Annotated in this window: 17 protein-coding genes; 8 read left to right on the top strand and 9 right to left on the bottom strand. The window is 56.4% G+C overall.

The genetic code is table 11. The features are described 5' to 3' along the window. The 4 genes from HKK53_RS28470 to acs all read right to left on the bottom strand — a co-directional run bounded on the left by HKK53_RS28470 (position 1) and on the right by acs (position 4,935). The gene (locus HKK53_RS28470) at positions 1–699 is read right to left on the bottom strand and encodes an ABC transporter permease (protein WP_169373517.1); all 699 of its coding nucleotides are present in this window, start codon (positions 697–699) and stop codon (positions 1–3) included. Beyond that, on the bottom strand, positions 696–1,385 hold the full coding sequence (locus HKK53_RS28465; RefSeq protein WP_123407311.1) for an ABC transporter permease: 690 nt from the start codon (positions 1,383–1,385) through the stop codon (positions 696–698). The genes HKK53_RS28470 and HKK53_RS28465 overlap by 4 nt, the downstream gene beginning before the upstream one ends. Before the next feature lie 91 nt (positions 1,386–1,476). Next, entirely contained in the window at positions 1,477–2,250 is a 774-nt protein-coding gene (locus HKK53_RS28460; RefSeq protein WP_109519960.1) for an ABC transporter substrate-binding protein, read from the bottom strand. Between the two features lie 729 nt (positions 2,251–2,979). Beyond that, a complete protein-coding gene (gene acs / locus HKK53_RS28455; protein WP_169373516.1) occupies positions 2,980–4,935 on the bottom strand; it encodes an acetate--CoA ligase in 1,956 nt (651 codons plus the stop codon). Between the two features lie 414 nt (positions 4,936–5,349). Between acs and HKK53_RS28450 the strand changes: the two genes are divergently transcribed. The 6 genes from HKK53_RS28450 to HKK53_RS28425 all read left to right on the top strand — a co-directional run bounded on the left by HKK53_RS28450 (position 5,350) and on the right by HKK53_RS28425 (position 10,748). Then, positions 5,350–5,613, top strand: coding sequence for a DUF2790 domain-containing protein (locus HKK53_RS28450; protein ID WP_169373515.1), 264 nt, complete (start codon positions 5,350–5,352; stop codon positions 5,611–5,613). A 189-nt stretch (positions 5,614–5,802) separates the two neighbouring features. Continuing rightward, positions 5,803–6,057 (top strand): hypothetical protein, encoded by a 255-nt coding sequence (locus HKK53_RS28445; protein ID WP_169373514.1) that lies wholly within the window; start codon positions 5,803–5,805, stop codon positions 6,055–6,057. Between the two features lie 513 nt (positions 6,058–6,570). Further along, complete coding sequence (locus tag HKK53_RS28440) at positions 6,571–7,821, top strand: ribonucleotide-diphosphate reductase subunit beta (RefSeq protein WP_169373513.1); 1,251 nt, start codon at positions 6,571–6,573, stop codon at positions 7,819–7,821. Between the two features lie 378 nt (positions 7,822–8,199). Continuing rightward, positions 8,200–8,733: a BRO-N domain-containing protein gene (locus HKK53_RS28435; RefSeq protein ID WP_169373512.1), complete on the top strand. Its 534-nt coding sequence runs from the start codon at positions 8,200–8,202 to the stop codon at positions 8,731–8,733. A 120-nt stretch (positions 8,734–8,853) separates the two neighbouring features. Beyond that, positions 8,854–9,567 carry an HNH endonuclease gene (locus tag HKK53_RS28430; RefSeq protein WP_169373511.1) on the top strand — a complete coding sequence of 238 codons (714 nt, stop codon included), beginning with the start codon at positions 8,854–8,856 and terminating at the stop codon, positions 9,565–9,567. 197 nt (positions 9,568–9,764) lie between these two features. Next, complete coding sequence (locus HKK53_RS28425; RefSeq protein WP_169373510.1) at positions 9,765–10,748, top strand: hypothetical protein; 984 nt, start codon at positions 9,765–9,767, stop codon at positions 10,746–10,748. A 3-nt stretch (positions 10,749–10,751) separates the two neighbouring features. Here HKK53_RS28425 and HKK53_RS28420 read toward each other — a convergent pair whose 3' ends face one another. The 5 genes from HKK53_RS28420 to HKK53_RS28400 form a co-directional block, all read right to left on the bottom strand. Continuing rightward, the gene (locus HKK53_RS28420; RefSeq protein WP_169373509.1) at positions 10,752–11,912 is read right to left on the bottom strand and encodes a hypothetical protein; all 1,161 of its coding nucleotides are present in this window, start codon (positions 11,910–11,912) and stop codon (positions 10,752–10,754) included. 45 nt (positions 11,913–11,957) lie between these two features. Beyond that, entirely contained in the window at positions 11,958–13,112 is a 1,155-nt protein-coding gene (locus tag HKK53_RS28415) for a hypothetical protein (protein ID WP_169373508.1), read from the bottom strand. Positions 13,113–13,146: 34 nt separating this feature from the next. Then, complete coding sequence (locus HKK53_RS28410) at positions 13,147–14,304, bottom strand: hypothetical protein (protein WP_169373507.1); 1,158 nt, start codon at positions 14,302–14,304, stop codon at positions 13,147–13,149. A 93-nt stretch (positions 14,305–14,397) separates the two neighbouring features. Continuing rightward, a complete protein-coding gene (locus HKK53_RS28405) occupies positions 14,398–15,090 on the bottom strand; it encodes a DUF6933 domain-containing protein (RefSeq protein ID WP_169373506.1) in 693 nt (230 codons plus the stop codon). Between the two features lie 26 nt (positions 15,091–15,116). Next, complete coding sequence (locus HKK53_RS28400; RefSeq protein WP_169373505.1) at positions 15,117–15,926, bottom strand: sulfite exporter TauE/SafE family protein; 810 nt, start codon at positions 15,924–15,926, stop codon at positions 15,117–15,119. A 112-nt stretch (positions 15,927–16,038) separates the two neighbouring features. Between HKK53_RS28400 and HKK53_RS28395 the strand changes: the two genes are divergently transcribed. Both HKK53_RS28395 and HKK53_RS28390 read left to right on the top strand, forming a co-directional pair. Then, positions 16,039–16,806 carry an AraC family transcriptional regulator gene (locus HKK53_RS28395; protein ID WP_169373504.1) on the top strand — a complete coding sequence of 256 codons (768 nt, stop codon included), beginning with the start codon at positions 16,039–16,041 and terminating at the stop codon, positions 16,804–16,806. A gap of 93 nt (positions 16,807–16,899) precedes the next feature. Continuing rightward, complete coding sequence (locus tag HKK53_RS28390) at positions 16,900–17,217, top strand: helix-turn-helix domain-containing protein (RefSeq protein ID WP_169373503.1); 318 nt, start codon at positions 16,900–16,902, stop codon at positions 17,215–17,217. Positions 17,218–17,219 lie beyond the last annotated feature (2 nt).

Raw genomic sequence — 17,219 nt, 5'->3', positions numbered from 1 at the left:
TCAGTGCTTCCGCGGGGCCATGTAGCCCAGCCAGCGGCGCTCGGCCAGTTTGAAGATCTTCACCAGAATGAAGGTCAGGCACAGGTAGAACACGCCGGCGGTGATGTACGCCTCGAACGGCAAGTAATACTGGGCGTTGACCGTGCGCGCGGCACCGGTGATATCGATCAGGGTCACGATGGACGCCAGACTGGTGGTCTGCAGCATCATGATCACTTCGTTGCTGTACTGCGGCAGCGCCCGGCGCAGGGCCGACGGCAGCAGGATGCGCTTGTACATCTTGTAGCGGGACATGCCCATGGCCTTGGCCGCTTCGATCTCGCCGTTCGGCGTCGCACGCAGGCTGCCGGCGATGATTTCGGCGGTGTAGGCGCTGGTGTTGATCGCGAAGGCCAGGCACGCACAGAACGTGGCGCTGGACAGCCACGGCCACATGAAGCTTTCGCGCACCGCTTCGAACTGCGCCAGACCGTAGTAGATCAAAAACAGCTGAACCAGCATCGGCGTGCCGCGGATCACGTAGGTGAACAGCCAGGCACTCATGTTGACGACGGAGTTCTTGGACACGCGCATCAGCCCCAGCGGCAACGCCGCCAACAGACCGAAAAACAGCGACAGCGCGAGCAATTTGAGGGTGGTCACCAGGCCGCCGAGGTACAGCGGCAGGGCCTCCCAAATGACGTTGTAGTCGAAGATCATAGATCAGCCGCCCTTACGCCTACCGAGTAGCGCTTCTCAAGGTGACGCAATGCCAGCAACGAGACACTGGTAATGACCAGGTACATCGCCGCCACTGCGAGGAAGAAGGTGAAAGGTTCGCGGGTGGCATCGGCCGCCTGCTTGGCCTTGAACATCATGTCTTGCAGACCGACCACCGAAATCAGCGCGGTAGCCTTGGTCAGTACCAGCCAGTTGTTGGTGAACCCCGGAATCGCCAGGCGAATCATCTGCGGCACCAACACCCGGAAGAACACCTGGAAACTGCTCATGCCATAAGCCATGCCGGCTTCGGCCTGACCCTTGGGAATCGCCATGAAGGCGCCACGGAAGGTTTCCGACAGGTACGCACCGAAGATGAAGCCCAGGGTGCCGATACCGGCGGCCAATGGGTTCAGGTCGATGTAATCGTCAAAGCCGAGCATCGGTGCGACGCGGTTGAGCAGGTCCTGACCACCGTAGAAAATCAGCAGGATCAGCACCAGGTCGGGAATCCCGCGAATCACCGTGGAATACAGGTCGCCCAGCCAGGCCAGCCAGCGGATCGGGGACAGACGCAGCGAAACGCCGATCAGGCCCAGAACAATGGCCAGGACCATGGACGACAAGGCGAGCTGAAGCGTCAGCCATGCGCCATCGAGGATGACAGCCCCGTAGCCTTTCAACATGATTCAGGTCCTCGAAAGTTGGGATGAAAAAATGGCGCAAACCTCAGAGATCCTGTTGCTTGCGCCATTTCGGACTTGTCGCTCGGACGGGTTACTTGCCGTAGATATCGAAGGCGAAGTACTTGTCCTGGATTTGCTTGTATTTGCCGTTCTCGCGAATGGCAGTGATCGCGGTGTTGATCTTGTCTTTCAGCGCGTCACCCTTGCGAACGGCAATACCCACGCCGTCGCCGAAGTATTTGACGTCGGTGAAGGCCGGGCCTACGAAGGCGAAACCTTTGCCAGCGTCGGTTTTCAGGAAACCGTCATCCAGCAGCGTAGCGTCTGCCACGGTGCCGTCGAGGCGGCCGGCGGCCACGTCGAGGTAGATTTCGTTCTGCGAACCGTACGGCTTGATCTCGGCACCCAGCGGGGCCAGGACTTCGCGGGCGAAACGCTCGTGGATCGAACCACGTTGTACGCCGATGTTCTTGCCCTTGAGCTCAGCCAGGCCTTCGCTGACTTGAGTGCCGGCCTTCATGACCAGGCGCGCCGGGGTGTTGTAGTACTTGTTGGTGAAGTCCACGGACTTCTTGCGATCTTCGGTGATCGACATGGACGACAGGATCGCGTCGATCTTGCGCACTTTAAGTGCCGGGATCAGACCGTCGAACTCTTGCTCGACCCAGACGCACTTGACCTGCATCTGTTCGCACAGGGCGTTGCCGATGTCGTAGTCGAAACCAACGATGCTGCCGTCCGGTGCCTTGGAGGCGAACGGAGGGTACGCCGCTTCGATACCGATCTTCAGAGGCTTTTCATCGGCGAAGGTCGGCAGGGACAGCACGGACAGTGCCAGGGCGCCAAGCAGCACAAGTTTCTTCATCTTGGGACTCCATCGGTAAAGGGCAAAAACGGCAGAGTGAGCGACAGCCCAATATGCGAATGGGTTAAACGTAAAAGCGGTGCTGCGTCCTGGAAAACCCGCGCTGATTTCAACGCGAGCAACGACGAGCGAGTGATCGGCATTCTAACGACAGGCCCGAAGCCGATATTTCTTCAATGCGACAACTAATTACAGATGCACTGAGAAAGCCGCTTGGGCACGTTGACAGCCTTGCAAATTCATGCAAGAGCAAAAGATTGTGAACCGATCTATGCTGCAAATTGCGGGCCTATTATTGGCAAAGCCTTCTAATCCGGCAAGCGCAGCGTTGTGTCTTATTTTTCATGGGTGTTTGAAAGGCCCTGAAATGGGGCTTTGCGTTTCCCTACGCCCCGAATCGGTGGGGGCGGTTACACATTCAGACACATTCATGGGTGTGGGTAACAGTGGGAAATGGCCTACAGGCGAAGCCGATAATTATTGGCCCACCTGCTGATCGTTCCCACGCTCCGCGTGGGAATGCCGCCATGGACGCTCCGCGTCCGCCGTTGACGCTGTGACGCAGAGCGTCACGGGATGCATTCCCACGCGGAGCATGGGAACGATCAACACTAGTGACGCGGAGCGTGGGAACGATCAACACGGAGTGTGGGAACGATCAGGTCTTCAACAATAAAAAACCCCACCAGGCTCAACACCTGGCAGGGCTTCAATGTCGCTGAACGCGGCTTACGCGACGTTCATCGTCTTATGCGTATCAATCAAATGCTGCACCACACTCGGATCCGCCAGGGTCGAAATATCCCCCAACCCGTCGTATTCGGCAGTGGCAATCTTGCGCAGGATCCGGCGCATGATCTTGCCCGAACGCGTCTTCGGCAGCCCCGGCGCCCACTGGATAACATCCGGCGAAGCAATCGGGCCGATCTCTTTACGCACCCAGTTTTTCAGTTCCAGACGCAATTGCTCGGTCGGCTCTTCGCCATTTTTAAGGGTGACGTACACATAGATGCCCTGCCCCTTGATGTCGTGCGGGACGCCAACCACGGCAGCCTCGGCGACTTTCGGGTGCGCAACCATCGCGCTCTCGATCTCGGCCGTGCCCATGCGGTGACCGGAAACGTTGAGCACGTCATCCACGCGACCGGTGATCCAGTAGTAACCGTCTTCGTCACGACGAGCGCCGTCGCCGGTGAAGTACATGCCACGGAAGGTCTTGAAGTAGGTGTCGACGAAGCGGTCATGGTCGCCATACAGCGTGCGCGCCTGGCCTGGCCACGAATCGAGAATCACCAGGTTGCCCTCAGCGACGCCTTCGATGATGTTGCCCAGGTTGTCGACCAACGCCGGCACCACACCGAAGAACGGACGCGCTGCAGAACCTGGCTTGAGGGCGTGAGCGCCCGGCAGCGGGCTCATCATGTTGCCGCCGGTTTCGGTCTGCCACCAGGTATCGACGATCGGGCAACGGGACTTGCCCACATTCTTGTAATACCAGTCCCACGCTTCCGGGTTGATCGGCTCACCCACAGAACCGAGCAGGCGCAAACTGCTGCCATCAGCGCCTTCAACAGCGGCTTGGCCCGACGCCATCATCGCGCGGATCGCGGTTGGCGCGGTGTAGAGGATGTTGACCTTGTGCTTGTCGATGATCTTCGCCACCCGGGTGATGTCCGGATAGTTCGGCACGCCTTCGAACAGCAACGTGGTCGCGCCGTTGGCCAATGGACCGTAGACGATATAGCTGTGGCCAGTGACCCAGCCGACGTCGGCGGTGCACCAGTAGACTTCACCCGGGCGATAGTCGAACACGCGCTCGTGGGTCATCGCCGCATACAGCAAGTAACCGGCGGTGGTGTGTTGCACGCCCTTCGGCTTGCCAGTGGAACCGGAGGTATAAAGGATGAACAGCGCTTCTTCGGCGCCCATTTCTTTTGGCGCGCAAACACTGCCCGCCACTTTCATCAGGTCTTCGTACCAGATGTCGCGATGCTGGTTCCACTTGATGTTGCCACCGGTGCGCTTGCACACGATGACTTTCTGAATGCTGCTGGTTTCCGGGTTGGTCAGCGCGTCGTCGACGTTGGTCTTGAGCGGGACCTTCTTGCCGGCACGGACGCCTTCATCGGCCGTGATCACCACTTTGGATTTGCAGTCGATGATGCGACCGGCCAGGGCTTCCGGCGAGAAGCCGCCGAACACCACCGAGTGAATCGCGCCGATCCGGGTGCAGGCCAGCATGGCGACCACGGCTTCGGGGATCATCGGCATATAGATAGTCACCACGTCGCCACGGTGTACATCCTGGCCGCGCAGGGCGTTGGCGAACTTGCAGACTTGTTCGTGCAGGTCGCGGTAGGTGATGTTGCGGCTCTCGGCCGGGTCATCCCCTTCCCAGATAATCGCGATTTGATCGCCGCGCTCGGCCAGGTGACGGTCGAGGCAGTTGTAGGAAACGTTCAGGGTGCCGTCGGCGAACCACTTGATGTCGACATGGTGATCGTCGAAGGAAGTCTGTTTCACCGTGGTGAAAGGCTTGATCCAGTCGAGGCGCTTGGCCTGTTCGCGCCAGAAGCCGTCCGGATTGACGACCGACTGCTGGTACATGGCCTTATAGGTGGCCTCGTCAGTCAGCGTATTGGCTGCTACCTCGGGACGAACGGGATACAAAGAAGCCGCACTCATCTTTCTTACCTCGGTGGAATAGTTGTTTTTGTATGGCTCTGTTGTAGCCGGGCCGGGCCTATAGAACCATTCGACGATGGTAGTAACAAGCCCCTACAAAACGTCGTGGTTACCCCCGTTTGTGGGTCAAACCCGCGCAATCCGGGCCTCCCCGCCCCCGCAGGAGCTGGCGCAGCCTGCGATCTTTTGATCTTCCAAGGGATTGTTACGGAATTCGCGAAAGGTGTTTATCAAAACCACGGGTATATGAATCCACCCCCCACGCCTAAAATCAGCCTCGCCAACAAGGCAACCCTGATTAACAAGTTGCAGCCCCCACGAAGGCAGTTAATCAAACAACCCAGTACTGAAGTTCCACACGCAATCCCAAAAAGATTGCGTGACCCCTCACGACTTTAGAAAGGTAAAACTGAAATGAAAGCTTTATTAGTTCTGGCCCTCAGCAGCCTGTGCGCAACCGCCATGGCAGACGAGGTCCCGACTGATGTCGCGCAGCAACAACCGGCAGTCGAGGAATACACTTACTCCACCCACCTGGACATCGCCAACGTAGTGTCCATGAGCGAAATCCCCAACGTGTGCGAAGTTGTTCCGATGAAAATGGAATACGACGACTCCAAAGGCCAACGCCACATCCTGCGTTATAGCGTCATGGGTAACGGCTGCTCTAACGGCTGATCTTCCCGCACTCCCCTTAACGGTTCGACCCACCCGCCCGCTCTTTCAGGCAGATGAAGCGCCGGACCGTAATACATCGATATATACGATTGTTTAGTGCGGTTATTTGCGCTTTTTAATCAAATTCACTGGCGTAGTATGAATTCCACACCCAAGGCACAAAACGCCAACGAACCTGGAGCCACCACCATGAAAACCAAACTGATCCTCGCCCTGACCCTCTCCGTACTGGCCGGTAGCGCATTCGCTGCTGATGGTTTTGACCGTACCGGCTCCGCTGTTGCCGCTGACGGTTACGATCGCACCGGTTCTGCCGCTGTTGCTGCTGATGGCTACGACCGCACCGGTTCCGCCACCGTTGCTGAAGACGGCTACGACAAAACCGGTTCGGCGACCTTCGCTGCCGACGGTTTCGAACGCACCAACTCGGCGACTTTCAGCTGACATTTGGCTGAATCATCACTGCCCGACTTCGGTCGGGCTCAGTTGTGTCTGGAGCCGTCGAAAAGCGCTTCAAAACACAACATGTAGTGAAAAACCGGTTTTTTGGCTATTTTTTGAGCAAAAAAACCAACGCGCTAAAATTAATGAAAAAAAATCTGCCCCGCGATACCCAGCCCAAAGCCCTGTAAACCCTCGCTCCGACCAAAAAACCTCCCCCGCCGTCCGATATCAGTGCCATTTCGTCGCACCACAGCCCTGTTTTTTTCCCTATAATGCGGCCTTAAACGGGCCTGCAATATTCCCTTACAGGGATAAGCAGCCAGTCTGAAGCCCCACGCAGAAGCGATTCACTCCTCTGCGCCCATCAGTGGCTTCGGAACCCGGACAAAATTCTGTTTGATGCCTGCGTATAGCTGCTGCAAAAAACGATTCCTTTAGATCCAACGCGGTCAGTACGACCGTGTGAAAAACCATCACACGGGCAACTGGCCCTCACGCAGGAGACGACACGTCATGCTGAGCTGGGACGAATTCGACAAAGAAGACACGGGCGAAGTAGCCGTAAAAGGCGCCAACGCCGGCCACGCGACTGAAGCCAACATGGACCGCCTCGACACCGCCGGTGGCGTTGCCGCCCAAGAAGCGCGCGCCGTGACCGCCTCCGACTCCGCCGCCATCGCCCGTGCCAAGGCTGCCCTGGACAACCTCGACGTTGCCGAAGGCCTGGCCGAACTCGAAGGCGCCTCCGCCCGTGTTGCCGTCGACGAAAAGCGCATGATCAACTGCCGCGCCGACCTCAACCAACTCGTACCTTTCAAGTACGACTGGGCCTGGCAGAAATACCTGGACGGTTGCGCAAACCACTGGATGCCGCAAGAAGTCAACATGACCGCCGACATCGCCCTCTGGAGAGACCCGGAAGGCCTGACCGACGACGAACGCCGCATCGTCATGCGCAACCTCGGCTTCTTCTCCACCGCCGACTCCCTGGTTGCCAACAACCTGGTCCTGGCCGTGTACCGCCTGATCACCAACCCGGAATGCCGCCAGTACATCCTGCGCCAGGCGTTCGAAGAAGCGATCCACACCCACGCCTACCAGTACTGCATCGAATCGCTGGCCATGGATGAAGGCGAGATCTTCAACATGTACCACGAGATCCCATCGGTCGCGAAAAAAGCCACCTGGGGCCTCAAATACACCCGCTCGATCTCCGATCCGAAGTTCGAAACCGGCACCGTCGAAACCGACAAAGAACTGCTGCGCAACCTGATCGCCTACTACTGCGTTCTGGAAGGCATCTTCTTCTACTGCGGCTTCACCCAAATCCTCTCCATGGGCCGCCGCAACAAAATGACCGGCGTCGCCGAGCAGTTCCAATACATCCTGCGCGACGAATCCATGCACCTGAACTTCGGCATCGACGTGATCAACCAGATCAAAATCGAAAACCCGCACTTGTGGGATGCTGAGATGAAGGAAGAGGCTTCGCAGATGATTCTGCAGGGCACTCAACTTGAGATCGAATACGCTCGCGACACCATGCCTCGCGGCGTACTCGGCATGAACGCGGCGATGATGGAGGACTACCTGAAGTTCATCGCTAACCGGCGTTTGTCGCAGATTGGGTTGAAGGAAGAGTATCCAGGGACGACTAACCCGTTCCCTTGGATGAGCGAGATTATGGACTTGAAGAAAGAGAAGAATTTCTTTGAGACGCGGGTTATTGAATACCAAACCGGTGGTGCGCTTAGCTGGGATTAACTCCTGAGGCTAATCGAAAACCTGAAAGCCCCGATCTGATCGGGGCTTTTTATTGCCGAAAAGAAAGCCTTATTCGTCCCTACATCACTTCGCTAAATCTCCTACAACACTTCCAGCTCTTTCCCGATTGATGCCAAGTCAATGCACCTCTAAGCTCAATCCAGGTGCCTAAGAAACGCCCAACGTAGAAGCTGACTTATTCACACAGAACCGCGTGTTGTCTTGAAGACATAAACACGGACTTGTGTGGAAAAGACCGCCTGTTGGGACTTCTTACATCCTCTACGTTGGGTCTGGCTCTATCCAATTCATTCGTAGAGGTAATGGATATGCCCACACAAAAACCCACCTGCTTCCCGACTTCTTTGGTGAACGGTCATGTCTGATCCGTTTATCCCCATGGTTTTCATCCGCCAAAATCTCAACCTTCACGCCCTCCTCCTGGAAAACCAACCATGGTTCTGCGCTCGCGATCTCGGTCGTTTGATGGGGTTTCATCTGAATGATCGAGTGGTCAGCAAACTGGATGAGGATCAGCGGCAGACGCTGCTAATTGACTATCACGGCCAACCTGAGAAAAGGCTGATGCTGAGCGAGTCCGGCGTCTATGCGTTGTTGGTCTATCACTACGCGCCGGGAAATCGGTTGTTGCGTGAATGGTTGACTCATCAAGTGGTGCCGGCCTTGCGTGATGCCCTGCCATCGAAGAACGCTGATCGACCGATGTTGAGTTTGTTGGATTGGCCGGAGATGTCGTTGAGTCTGTTGCATTGGCAGGATGAGGGCTGGATTCGGCTGCGGGACATGCCTTATCTGTTGCTGAATCGCACGCGGCGACGGGTACCAGTGGTTAAGCCTTGGTGGCGGAAGGTTTTGGAGGTGTTTCAGTCTTCGAAGCAATCGGTGGGTTAGTGCGGCGGTGTCTTCGTAGGATCGCTTGAACGATACGTCAGTCTTTTCTGTAGGAATTTTCGTAGACAGTCGTAATGGCCACTCAGTATCGTCCGAGGGTTTTTAACCCTCGGCGATTGTATGGATACGGAAAAGAGCAAAGGTGATTGGAGTGACGCGGAGATTCAGGCTGCGGTCGATTCCTATCTCAGCATGTGGTCCCGTGAGCAGAACGGCCAGCCATTCAATAAGGCCCATGAAAATCGTGTTCTACGCGAAGGCGTCTTAGCAGGCCGCACTAAGAGCTCAGTAGAGTTTCGAATGCAGAACATTTCTACGATCATGGCCGAGTTGGGTCGAGAGCCTATTAAGGGCTACAAACCCGCACAGAATGTCGGCGCGAATGTTGCGCGTAGCATTCGCGAAGCGCTCAACGCTCCAAGCCCTTTGACGCCCGAAGATTTTGCCCCGACGGCAGACGAGGCAACGCTGGAGCAACGAGCGTCCAAACTTGAGCGACACCCCCTTAAAGATGAGCCGAAAGGGATTGAGCGACCCGAGCAAACTCAGTCCAGCGGAAAGTCTTATGTTCGCGATCCTGAAGTGAGAGCGTGGGTTCGCCAGCAGGCTGAAGGTAAATGCGAGGGCTGTGGAGAACCTGCTCCGTTTGAGAAGGATGGTCGCCCATTTCTTGAGGTCCATCACGTTAAGCATTTGGCGCAGGAAGGCTCGGATCGACCGAGGAATGCTGTGGCACTGTGCCCGAATTGTCATCGTCGTTGTCACCATTCGAGCGACCGGGATGAATTCACTGCTTCGCTTTATAAGAAGGTGAAACGGTTGAAAGTCGAATAACTGAGCCTGGTGAAATCTGTGGCGAGGGGGTTTGTGCCAGGCTTGGCCAATGCGTTGATGCAGGCATTCGCGAGCAAGCGCGCTCCCACAGGTTTAGTGGTTTGCCACAGATTTTGCGGCGTTTTGAAAACAGTCAGTGCAACCCTCCGCACCTCCCGCTATTAATACCCTCCCCCACTCAAGGACCCGAGCCCACCATGAAATTCGACCTCGCCTACTGCCTCAGCCTCGACGACAAGCTGTCGATCTATGACGTGCGGGATTTGAATTTTGACGAGACGATGGAGTTCGATTCCGCCAAGGAACACTTCCAATGTCCCAATGACGCCTGCAGAGCGGCCTTCGATGCGGCAAATGTGCTGACGACGTTCAACGCCAAAAACGTGAATTACGTTCGCACCCCGCACTTCAAGAACACGCCCAGCACGCGGCATGTGGCGGATTGTCCTTATGTCAGTTTGAGGACGCCGGCGTCGGGGCTTGAGGTGGACGGTGCGGAAACGGATGACAGCCGCGAGGAGCATTTCCCGTCGGAATTGTTACTGACTCGGCGTGAGTATGTGCGCAAGCCGTCGAGCCCGGCGGTGGCGGCGGATGTATTAAGGGATGACGTAAGCCCCATTACCGCGGACAGCCATACGGAACACCCAACCCGCGAGTCGGCGCCGGACAAGACCAGTGTGTTCGCCCATCCGGTGGAGTGTTTTGTGTCGAACTTCGAGGACAAGGAGTTGCTCAAGCGCATGCCGCTGAAGATTGGCGAGCATACGGCGCCTTATGGCTCGTTCTTCAAGAAGATTGAATACCTGACGGACAACAAGGGGCTGATTTACTGGGGCAAGATCAAGGAGATCAAGGATTACACCCAGAGCTTTCGCATCGATTTCGAGCAGAAGGTCTGGTTCAAGCAGGCGGATGAGGCGAAGAAGAAGCCGTATTCGGTGAATGTTTATTTGAGCAAGAAGTTGATCGACACCTACCGCAAGCGCAAGGCGTTTCTGGAAGAGATCAAGCACGCCATTGAAAGCGGGAAGGAGTTGTTTTGTTTCTTCTATGGCGTGACGCCGGAGTTGAAGCAGGTGCCGAGCAAGAAAAACCCCGAACAGACGTTCGGGGTGTTCAGTGCGAATATTGAGAATCTGGATCACTTCATTGTTCGGGAAGCGCCGGGGTTGGAGTAGCGATTAACCTTTGGGCAACTCCAGTTTTATCGCGCCAGGGTGCTGTTTGACCAGCGAGTAAGGCAGTACCGGCCACTCCGGGCCGTCGCAGTTTCTTTGGGCTCGCGCGAAGTACGGCCCCAGATATAAGCCCTTCGCGGTGAAGTGCCAGTTGGAGTAACCCCAGACACTTTCGTCGGTGAAGTCGCAATTGTCTTCATCGCCTTCAACCGGCTTTTTCATTTCATCCGGGTAGAGCGCGGAGAACTGCTGAATCAGCCAAGGCACCAGGACGTCGCGTTGAGCGCTGGCTTGTGCGTCACTGATGGTTGCCGTCGCAGGTTTATCCGCCTCGCCAATCCAGAGCACGTCGGTCAGCGATAAGACTTGGCCGGTATGAACGTCGAAATTAAGCGGTGAATCGCCAAAGTCCGGATGCGCACCACCGCAATCGTAGCCGATGGAGATGCTCACGCTGACCACGTCCGGCGACAGGAATGTCGGGGTGGCGCCTTGTTCGAACTCGGCACTCTCCCCGCCCCGCAGCTGGCAGCCGTAATAGTCGATGGCCTCGCTCCAGAGTCGCCCCAGCAGCTGTTGATTGACGCGATCCTGATCAGCCTTCGGGTAGCCGGATTCGACGCTGAACAGCGAAACCCTGGACTCGGGCTCGCTCCACCATTGCAAACCGTAGCCCATGAACGTTTCTTTCTTGCCAGGCTTGAGCTTCAACCCTTGCAGGCGCAGGTACTCATAAGGATCGCTTTTCGGTAGCGCTGCAATGAAGGGCAACGCGTCCGCCGCCGTGGTCGGGAGTTTGGCCTCGGTCAACTGCACTGGCAGGGTTTTACCCTTGGAACTTTTCCATTCGCCCTGCCAGCCGTTGGCGGTTTGTTTCAGCTTCAGGGTGGGCAGGGGCTTGTTCTCGCCGTAGCGATTGTTGCCCTCGTTGAGCGTCAGGGTTTTGGCCTGTAGCGTTCCGCTTAGCTCCAGGTCGCGATGGAATTTCTCGTAGAAATAGCGACCACTCACTTCGCTCGCGTCGCGGGTGTTCAGTTCCAGGACAATCGGCATCTTGCCCAGGGTGCCGGTGAACACCTGCCCGCCGAATTCGGCATGGGCGGTTGAGACAACCGTAAGAAACAAAGCGGCGCAGGGTATGAGGCACGAGAGTCCTTTGAACATCGAATCATCCTTTGGAAAAGTCAGCGGGAACTGGTGGGTTGCAGTTTAAGGCAGTTGCAGCGTTACGCCGCCGGGGTGTTGTTTGATGAGGTTGTAAGGCAGAACGCTCCAGTCAATGTCTCGGCACGCAGCCGCCGCGTGAACAAAAACGGGCTCCAACTTGAGGCCTTTTTCGGTGAAGTACCAGAGAGGGGAATTCCAAAGGTTATCGTCGTTGTAGACGCAATCGTTCTCCTCCACTTCGGGCTTTGCCGTCATTTCGCTGGGGTTGAGTTTGAGCAATTGTGCCACCAGCCACGGCGCCAGTTCTTTATTACGATATTCATAATGAGCTTTGAACGCCGGGGATGAGTAATCAAAGCCCTCTTCGAAATGCACGGGTTTGCCCTGCCCCACCCACAGCACATCATCAAGCGTCAGGACATTGCCGGTCCTGGTATCAAAGTTGAGCGATTCGTTGTCCAGATTCGGATGAAGACCACCGCAATAGAAGTCGGTGGCGGTAATGACGCTCATCACCGAAGGCGACATCCATACGGGATGACTTGTTTGAAAATAGGACCCCGGGGCACCATCTACAGTGCACTCCAAAGTCCCCCCGACGCCCTGCCACAAACGCGCCATCAGTCGCTGATTGATGCGTTGAAGCACTTCAGCGGGATAACCCGAAACGACTTCGAACAGTTGCACTTGGGATTGCGGCTCGCTCCACCATTGCAGGGTGTAGCCCATGAAGTTTTCGGTCTGGCCTTGTTTGAGTTTCAGGCCTAGCAAGCGCAGGTATTCGTAGGGCAACTTGTCATGAAGTTGGACGAGATAGGGCAAGGTATCGGCGGGCACTGGCGCAAGTTTGGCTTGCTGCAGCTCCATCTTCATCACTTTGCCCTTGGCACTGGCCCACTCGCCAGACCAGCCATCCGGCGTGGGTTTCAGGCGCATGGTCGGGTGAGGCTGACTTTCGCCCCCTTCCTCCAGTACAAGTATTTCCCCTTCTTTTGTAAGGCTGAGAATCAAGTCCTTACGGTACTTTTGGTAGAAGTAACGACCATCGCCAGAGTCGGGATTCATTTCCAGCACAATCGGCATTTTACCCAAGGTCCCGGTGTAGAGCTGAGTGCTGGCGTCAGCCCAAATCACAGACGAAAACGTTAAGCATGCCGTTACGACAACCCCGGCCAACCAGCGCAATCCTTTGAACATCAGATCTTCCTTGGATAAGTGGCCGAATCCAGCCTTAAGGCAATTGCAGCGCGACACCGCCGGGGTGTTGTTTGATGAGGCTATAGGGCAAAACACTCCACTCCACATACCCACACGGCGCTTGCGCGTGAGAGAAGTAAGGCTCTAACTTGATGCCTTTTTCAGTGAAATACCAAGTAGGGAGGATCCAACGGTCTGCTTCACCGTAAGCACAGTTCTCGTCGCTGCCTGGTATCTGATCGGGATGAAGCTTATGCAACTGTTCGACTAGCCAAGGTGCAAGTTTTTTAGCGCGGTACTCGGAATAAACTTCGCGCGCGTCCGGGGTTTGTTCGTCATTCAACTCTTCGTAATGCAGCGGTTTACCCTGCCCGACCCAGAGGACGTCTTCTAACGTCAGGGACTTACCGGTTTTGGCATCCAGGTTAATGGGAGCCTCGCTGTAATCCGGGTGCTGGCCGCCACAACGCCCCTCGGTCTCAACGTTCACGCTGATAACCGATGAGGTGATCAGCAGCGGTGTCATCGTTTGGATAAGCGACGTATCTCTACCGCCAGCGAGACACCCGTAGTACCCCACCACTTCCCGCCACAATCGATCCATCAACTGCCGATTAATGCGATCGCGCGCTTCAGGGGTATAGCCGGAAACCACTTCAAATATCGTCAACTTCGTCTGCGGCTCACTCCACCATTGCAGCGAATAGCCGTTGAACGTCTCGGTCTTGCCTTGTTTGAGTTTCAGACCATGCAGACGCAGATACTCATAAGGTTCCTGATCATGGAGCCTGGTTAGATAGGGCAAAGTATTGGCGGGTAGTGGTGGGCGCTTGGCATGCTCCAACTCAATCTTCAGCACTTTACCTTCAGGGCTGATCCATTCGCCGGCCCAGCCTTCAGGTGTGGGCTGCAAGCGAATTGTCGGGCGCGGCTTGTCCTCGCCGTAAGGTTCTTCACCCTCCTTGAGAACAAGGGCGTTCCCTTCCTTTGTGCCGCTGAGCACCAGATCCTTGCGGTACTTCTGGTAGAAGTAGCGGCCGGTCCCCGAATCGGGATACATCTCCAGCACAATCGGCGTTTTGCCCAAGGTTCCGGTGTACACCTGAGCGCTGTTTTCAGCCCACAGCGGCGTAGAAAACGTTGAGCACGCCAGCGCGATAACGCCAGTCAGACGACACAATCCGTTGAACATCAAATCATCCTTGAAGGAAGTGAGCGTTTGCCCGCTTGTAATGGGCGCGGATTATGGCGAATAGCCGTCAAACAATCGATGCCGCAATGTCGATCATTGCTGCGCCAGTTGCGACTGCAACTGCCCAATCTCGCGCTTCACTGCATTAAGCCGATCACGTGCAGCCTGAACGCCTTGTTCATTCTGGCCGGAGTAAGTGCGTAACCAGTGCGCAATCATTTCTTCATCGGGCCAGTAATAGTCCTTATGGCCTTTACTCAGTCGCGGGGTGTCATTCCTCCGTGCGTCGAAGCGGCCAGCTTCGTATTCGTCAGCCGGTAGTGAGCCCCATTCGGCGGCGTAACTCTGGAAAATCCAGGAAATTTCGTCGATGTGCTTTTGCGCACCGCGATGCCGGCGTTTATAGAAAACATACTCGCTACAGGCCTGCTCATAACGCTGCTCCATGAGACCGCCGTCGATCCATTGAAACAAGTCATTCTGCGTCGCATGGCGCATCAAACCGTAGAGCCAGCGCTCAGAGAAGCGTTGAATAAATCCGGCAACGTCAGCCTTTTTCGCGTCCGCGAAAATCATGCAGTAACGGGTTTTGATGTGCATGACTAACAGCACATGTTTGCGCTGAACCGTAATGGCGTGAACCAGCCATTGTTCTGTCAGATCACTGAGTTCATCTTCTTCAGGAGTGGGCGATGGCGGATTGAAGTCCACGGGCGTGATTGTTCTACCCTTTTGGACACGACTGAAAAACTGGCTGGCTGCTTCGGTGCAGTTAAAGATCAACATCAATGGCCCTCAAGTTTTAGGTGCACTTAATTAACCCACATACCAAGCATCACTAAAAGCAGCAAACCAATGTAGACCCACGCATGCACGCGATCCGGTATCCGCCCGATCCAAGGCGTAGCCAGCCTCATGCCGATGATCGATCCCGCCGCCAATATCGCAAACGCCAACACATCCACATACCCGATAAACCACGGGCCCAAATCAAACTCGGTGAACCCGGCCATCGCCATGTACGTCAGCGTCCCGGCCAGGGCCACGGGCAAACTCAGCGGATTGGCCATGGACGTGGCTTGCGACATGCTCAGGCCACAACGCCGCAGTAACGGCACGGTCATGACACTGCCGCCCACGCCGAGAAAGGTTGCGATAGCGCCGATTCCTACACCCGATACCTCTACCCTTCCCAATCGGCGTGGGACTCCGTTATCCGAGTGTGTGAGAAAACCACGCCGGAACAGGCAGTCCAGAATCGTAATCCCCAGGTACACGATGAAGGCATAGCGAATCACTTCACCATTGGCCCATATCGCCGCAACGGCGCCGACAATTGCGCCTAATCCGATGTATCCACCCAACGGCCACAGGTAATGGCGAATCAGACTACCGGCGCGGTGATGTTTTCCGGTGGCGATCAGCGCGTTGACGATCATCACGCAGGTCGAAGTGGCCACGGCAATGTGCATCGCCGATTGACCGACAGGGTCGTCGGCGCCATGGCTCGCCATGAGCATGCGGTACAGCAGCGGCACCACGACGAAGCCGCCGCCGAAGCCGAACAGCACGGCGGTGATGCCGGTCATGCAGCCGAAGAGAGTCAGTAAGAGATAGAACATCGCGCGTCGTCCAGTGGTTGGGAGCGGTCGACGATAGAGCGATGCCGCTTGGCCTGCTTCAGCAAGCCGGCCAATAATGTTTGCGTTTACGCCAATCGCTGGGTACCGCTTGATGCGCAATGTTTCGATCAATTTGCTGGACGATACGCCACGGCCAGTGGTGGCGATCGGTACGGATTATTCCCACGGACATGTGCTGCCCCTTCATACACACCGACGGGCACAACTCCTATACGGTGCCACCGGGGTGATGCAGGTCAGCACCCACGACGGCAATTGGGTGGTGCCGCCGCAACGGGCGGTGTGGATCCCGGCGGGGGTGGCCCATGAAGTGTTGATGCTGGGGGTGAGTACGCGGAGTTTGTACATCGAGCCGACTGCAGTCGATCTGGGGAGTCGTTGCCAGGTACTCAATGTTTCACCGTTGATGCGGCATTTATTGATGGAGGCGGTGGAGGTGCCGCTGGCCTACGACGAAGCCGGACGCGACGGTGTGCTGATGGATTTGCTGCTGCACGAACTGGCCCGCAGTGCGCCTCTGCCGTTGCACATTCCGTTGCCTGTTGAAGGGCGACTGCTCGGGTTGTGTCAGACGTTTCTTCAGCAGCCCAATATCCATCAAGCGCCGCAGCACTGGGCCGATCAATTGCACATCAGCCTGCGCACCTTTAATCGCCTGTTCCGCCAACAGACCGGCCTGAGTTTCAGCCAATGGCGGCAACAAGCGTGCGTAGTGCTGGCCCTGGCGCGGCTGGCGGAGGGGACGCCGGTGACGCGGATCGCCATCGACTTCGGCTACGACAGCCCGGCGGCGTTCTCGACGATGTTTCGCCGGGTGCTGGGGCAGGCACCGTCCGTCTGGATGGATGCGGCGAAATAGCACAAATCAAAAAATGCGTTTGATCCGGGCCCGAAACAACTGTACAAAAACACAGTACATTTTAAATCAGCACTCTCGAGCCCGGAGAACACCATGGCCTCTCTTGCGATGAAAATCACCCTGGAACGTATCGCCCTCTTCCAATTCACCCCGGCCCACAGCGCCCAGGCCCGAGCGATGCTGGGTTGGAGCGTGGAAGAACTGTCGCGCGAATCCGGGGTTTCCGTGGACGCCATCGAGCGATTCGAGGCCGAGCGCGATGTGCTGGATGTCACGCGGCTGGCGTTGGCATATCGGTTTGAATCGGAAGGCCTGGTGTTCTTCCCCGGGTTTGCACCGGGTAGAGGGATGAATGTGAAAGGGTCGACGCCGGATCCGGTGGCGCGACCGGATTATGCGATGGTTGAGTGAGG

The organism is Pseudomonas sp. ADAK7, assembly GCF_012935675.1.
GTDB lineage: Bacteria > Pseudomonadota > Gammaproteobacteria > Pseudomonadales > Pseudomonadaceae > Aquipseudomonas.
The sequence above is the reverse complement of the archived record's forward strand: the minus strand, read 5'-3'. Positions and strand labels throughout refer to the sequence as shown.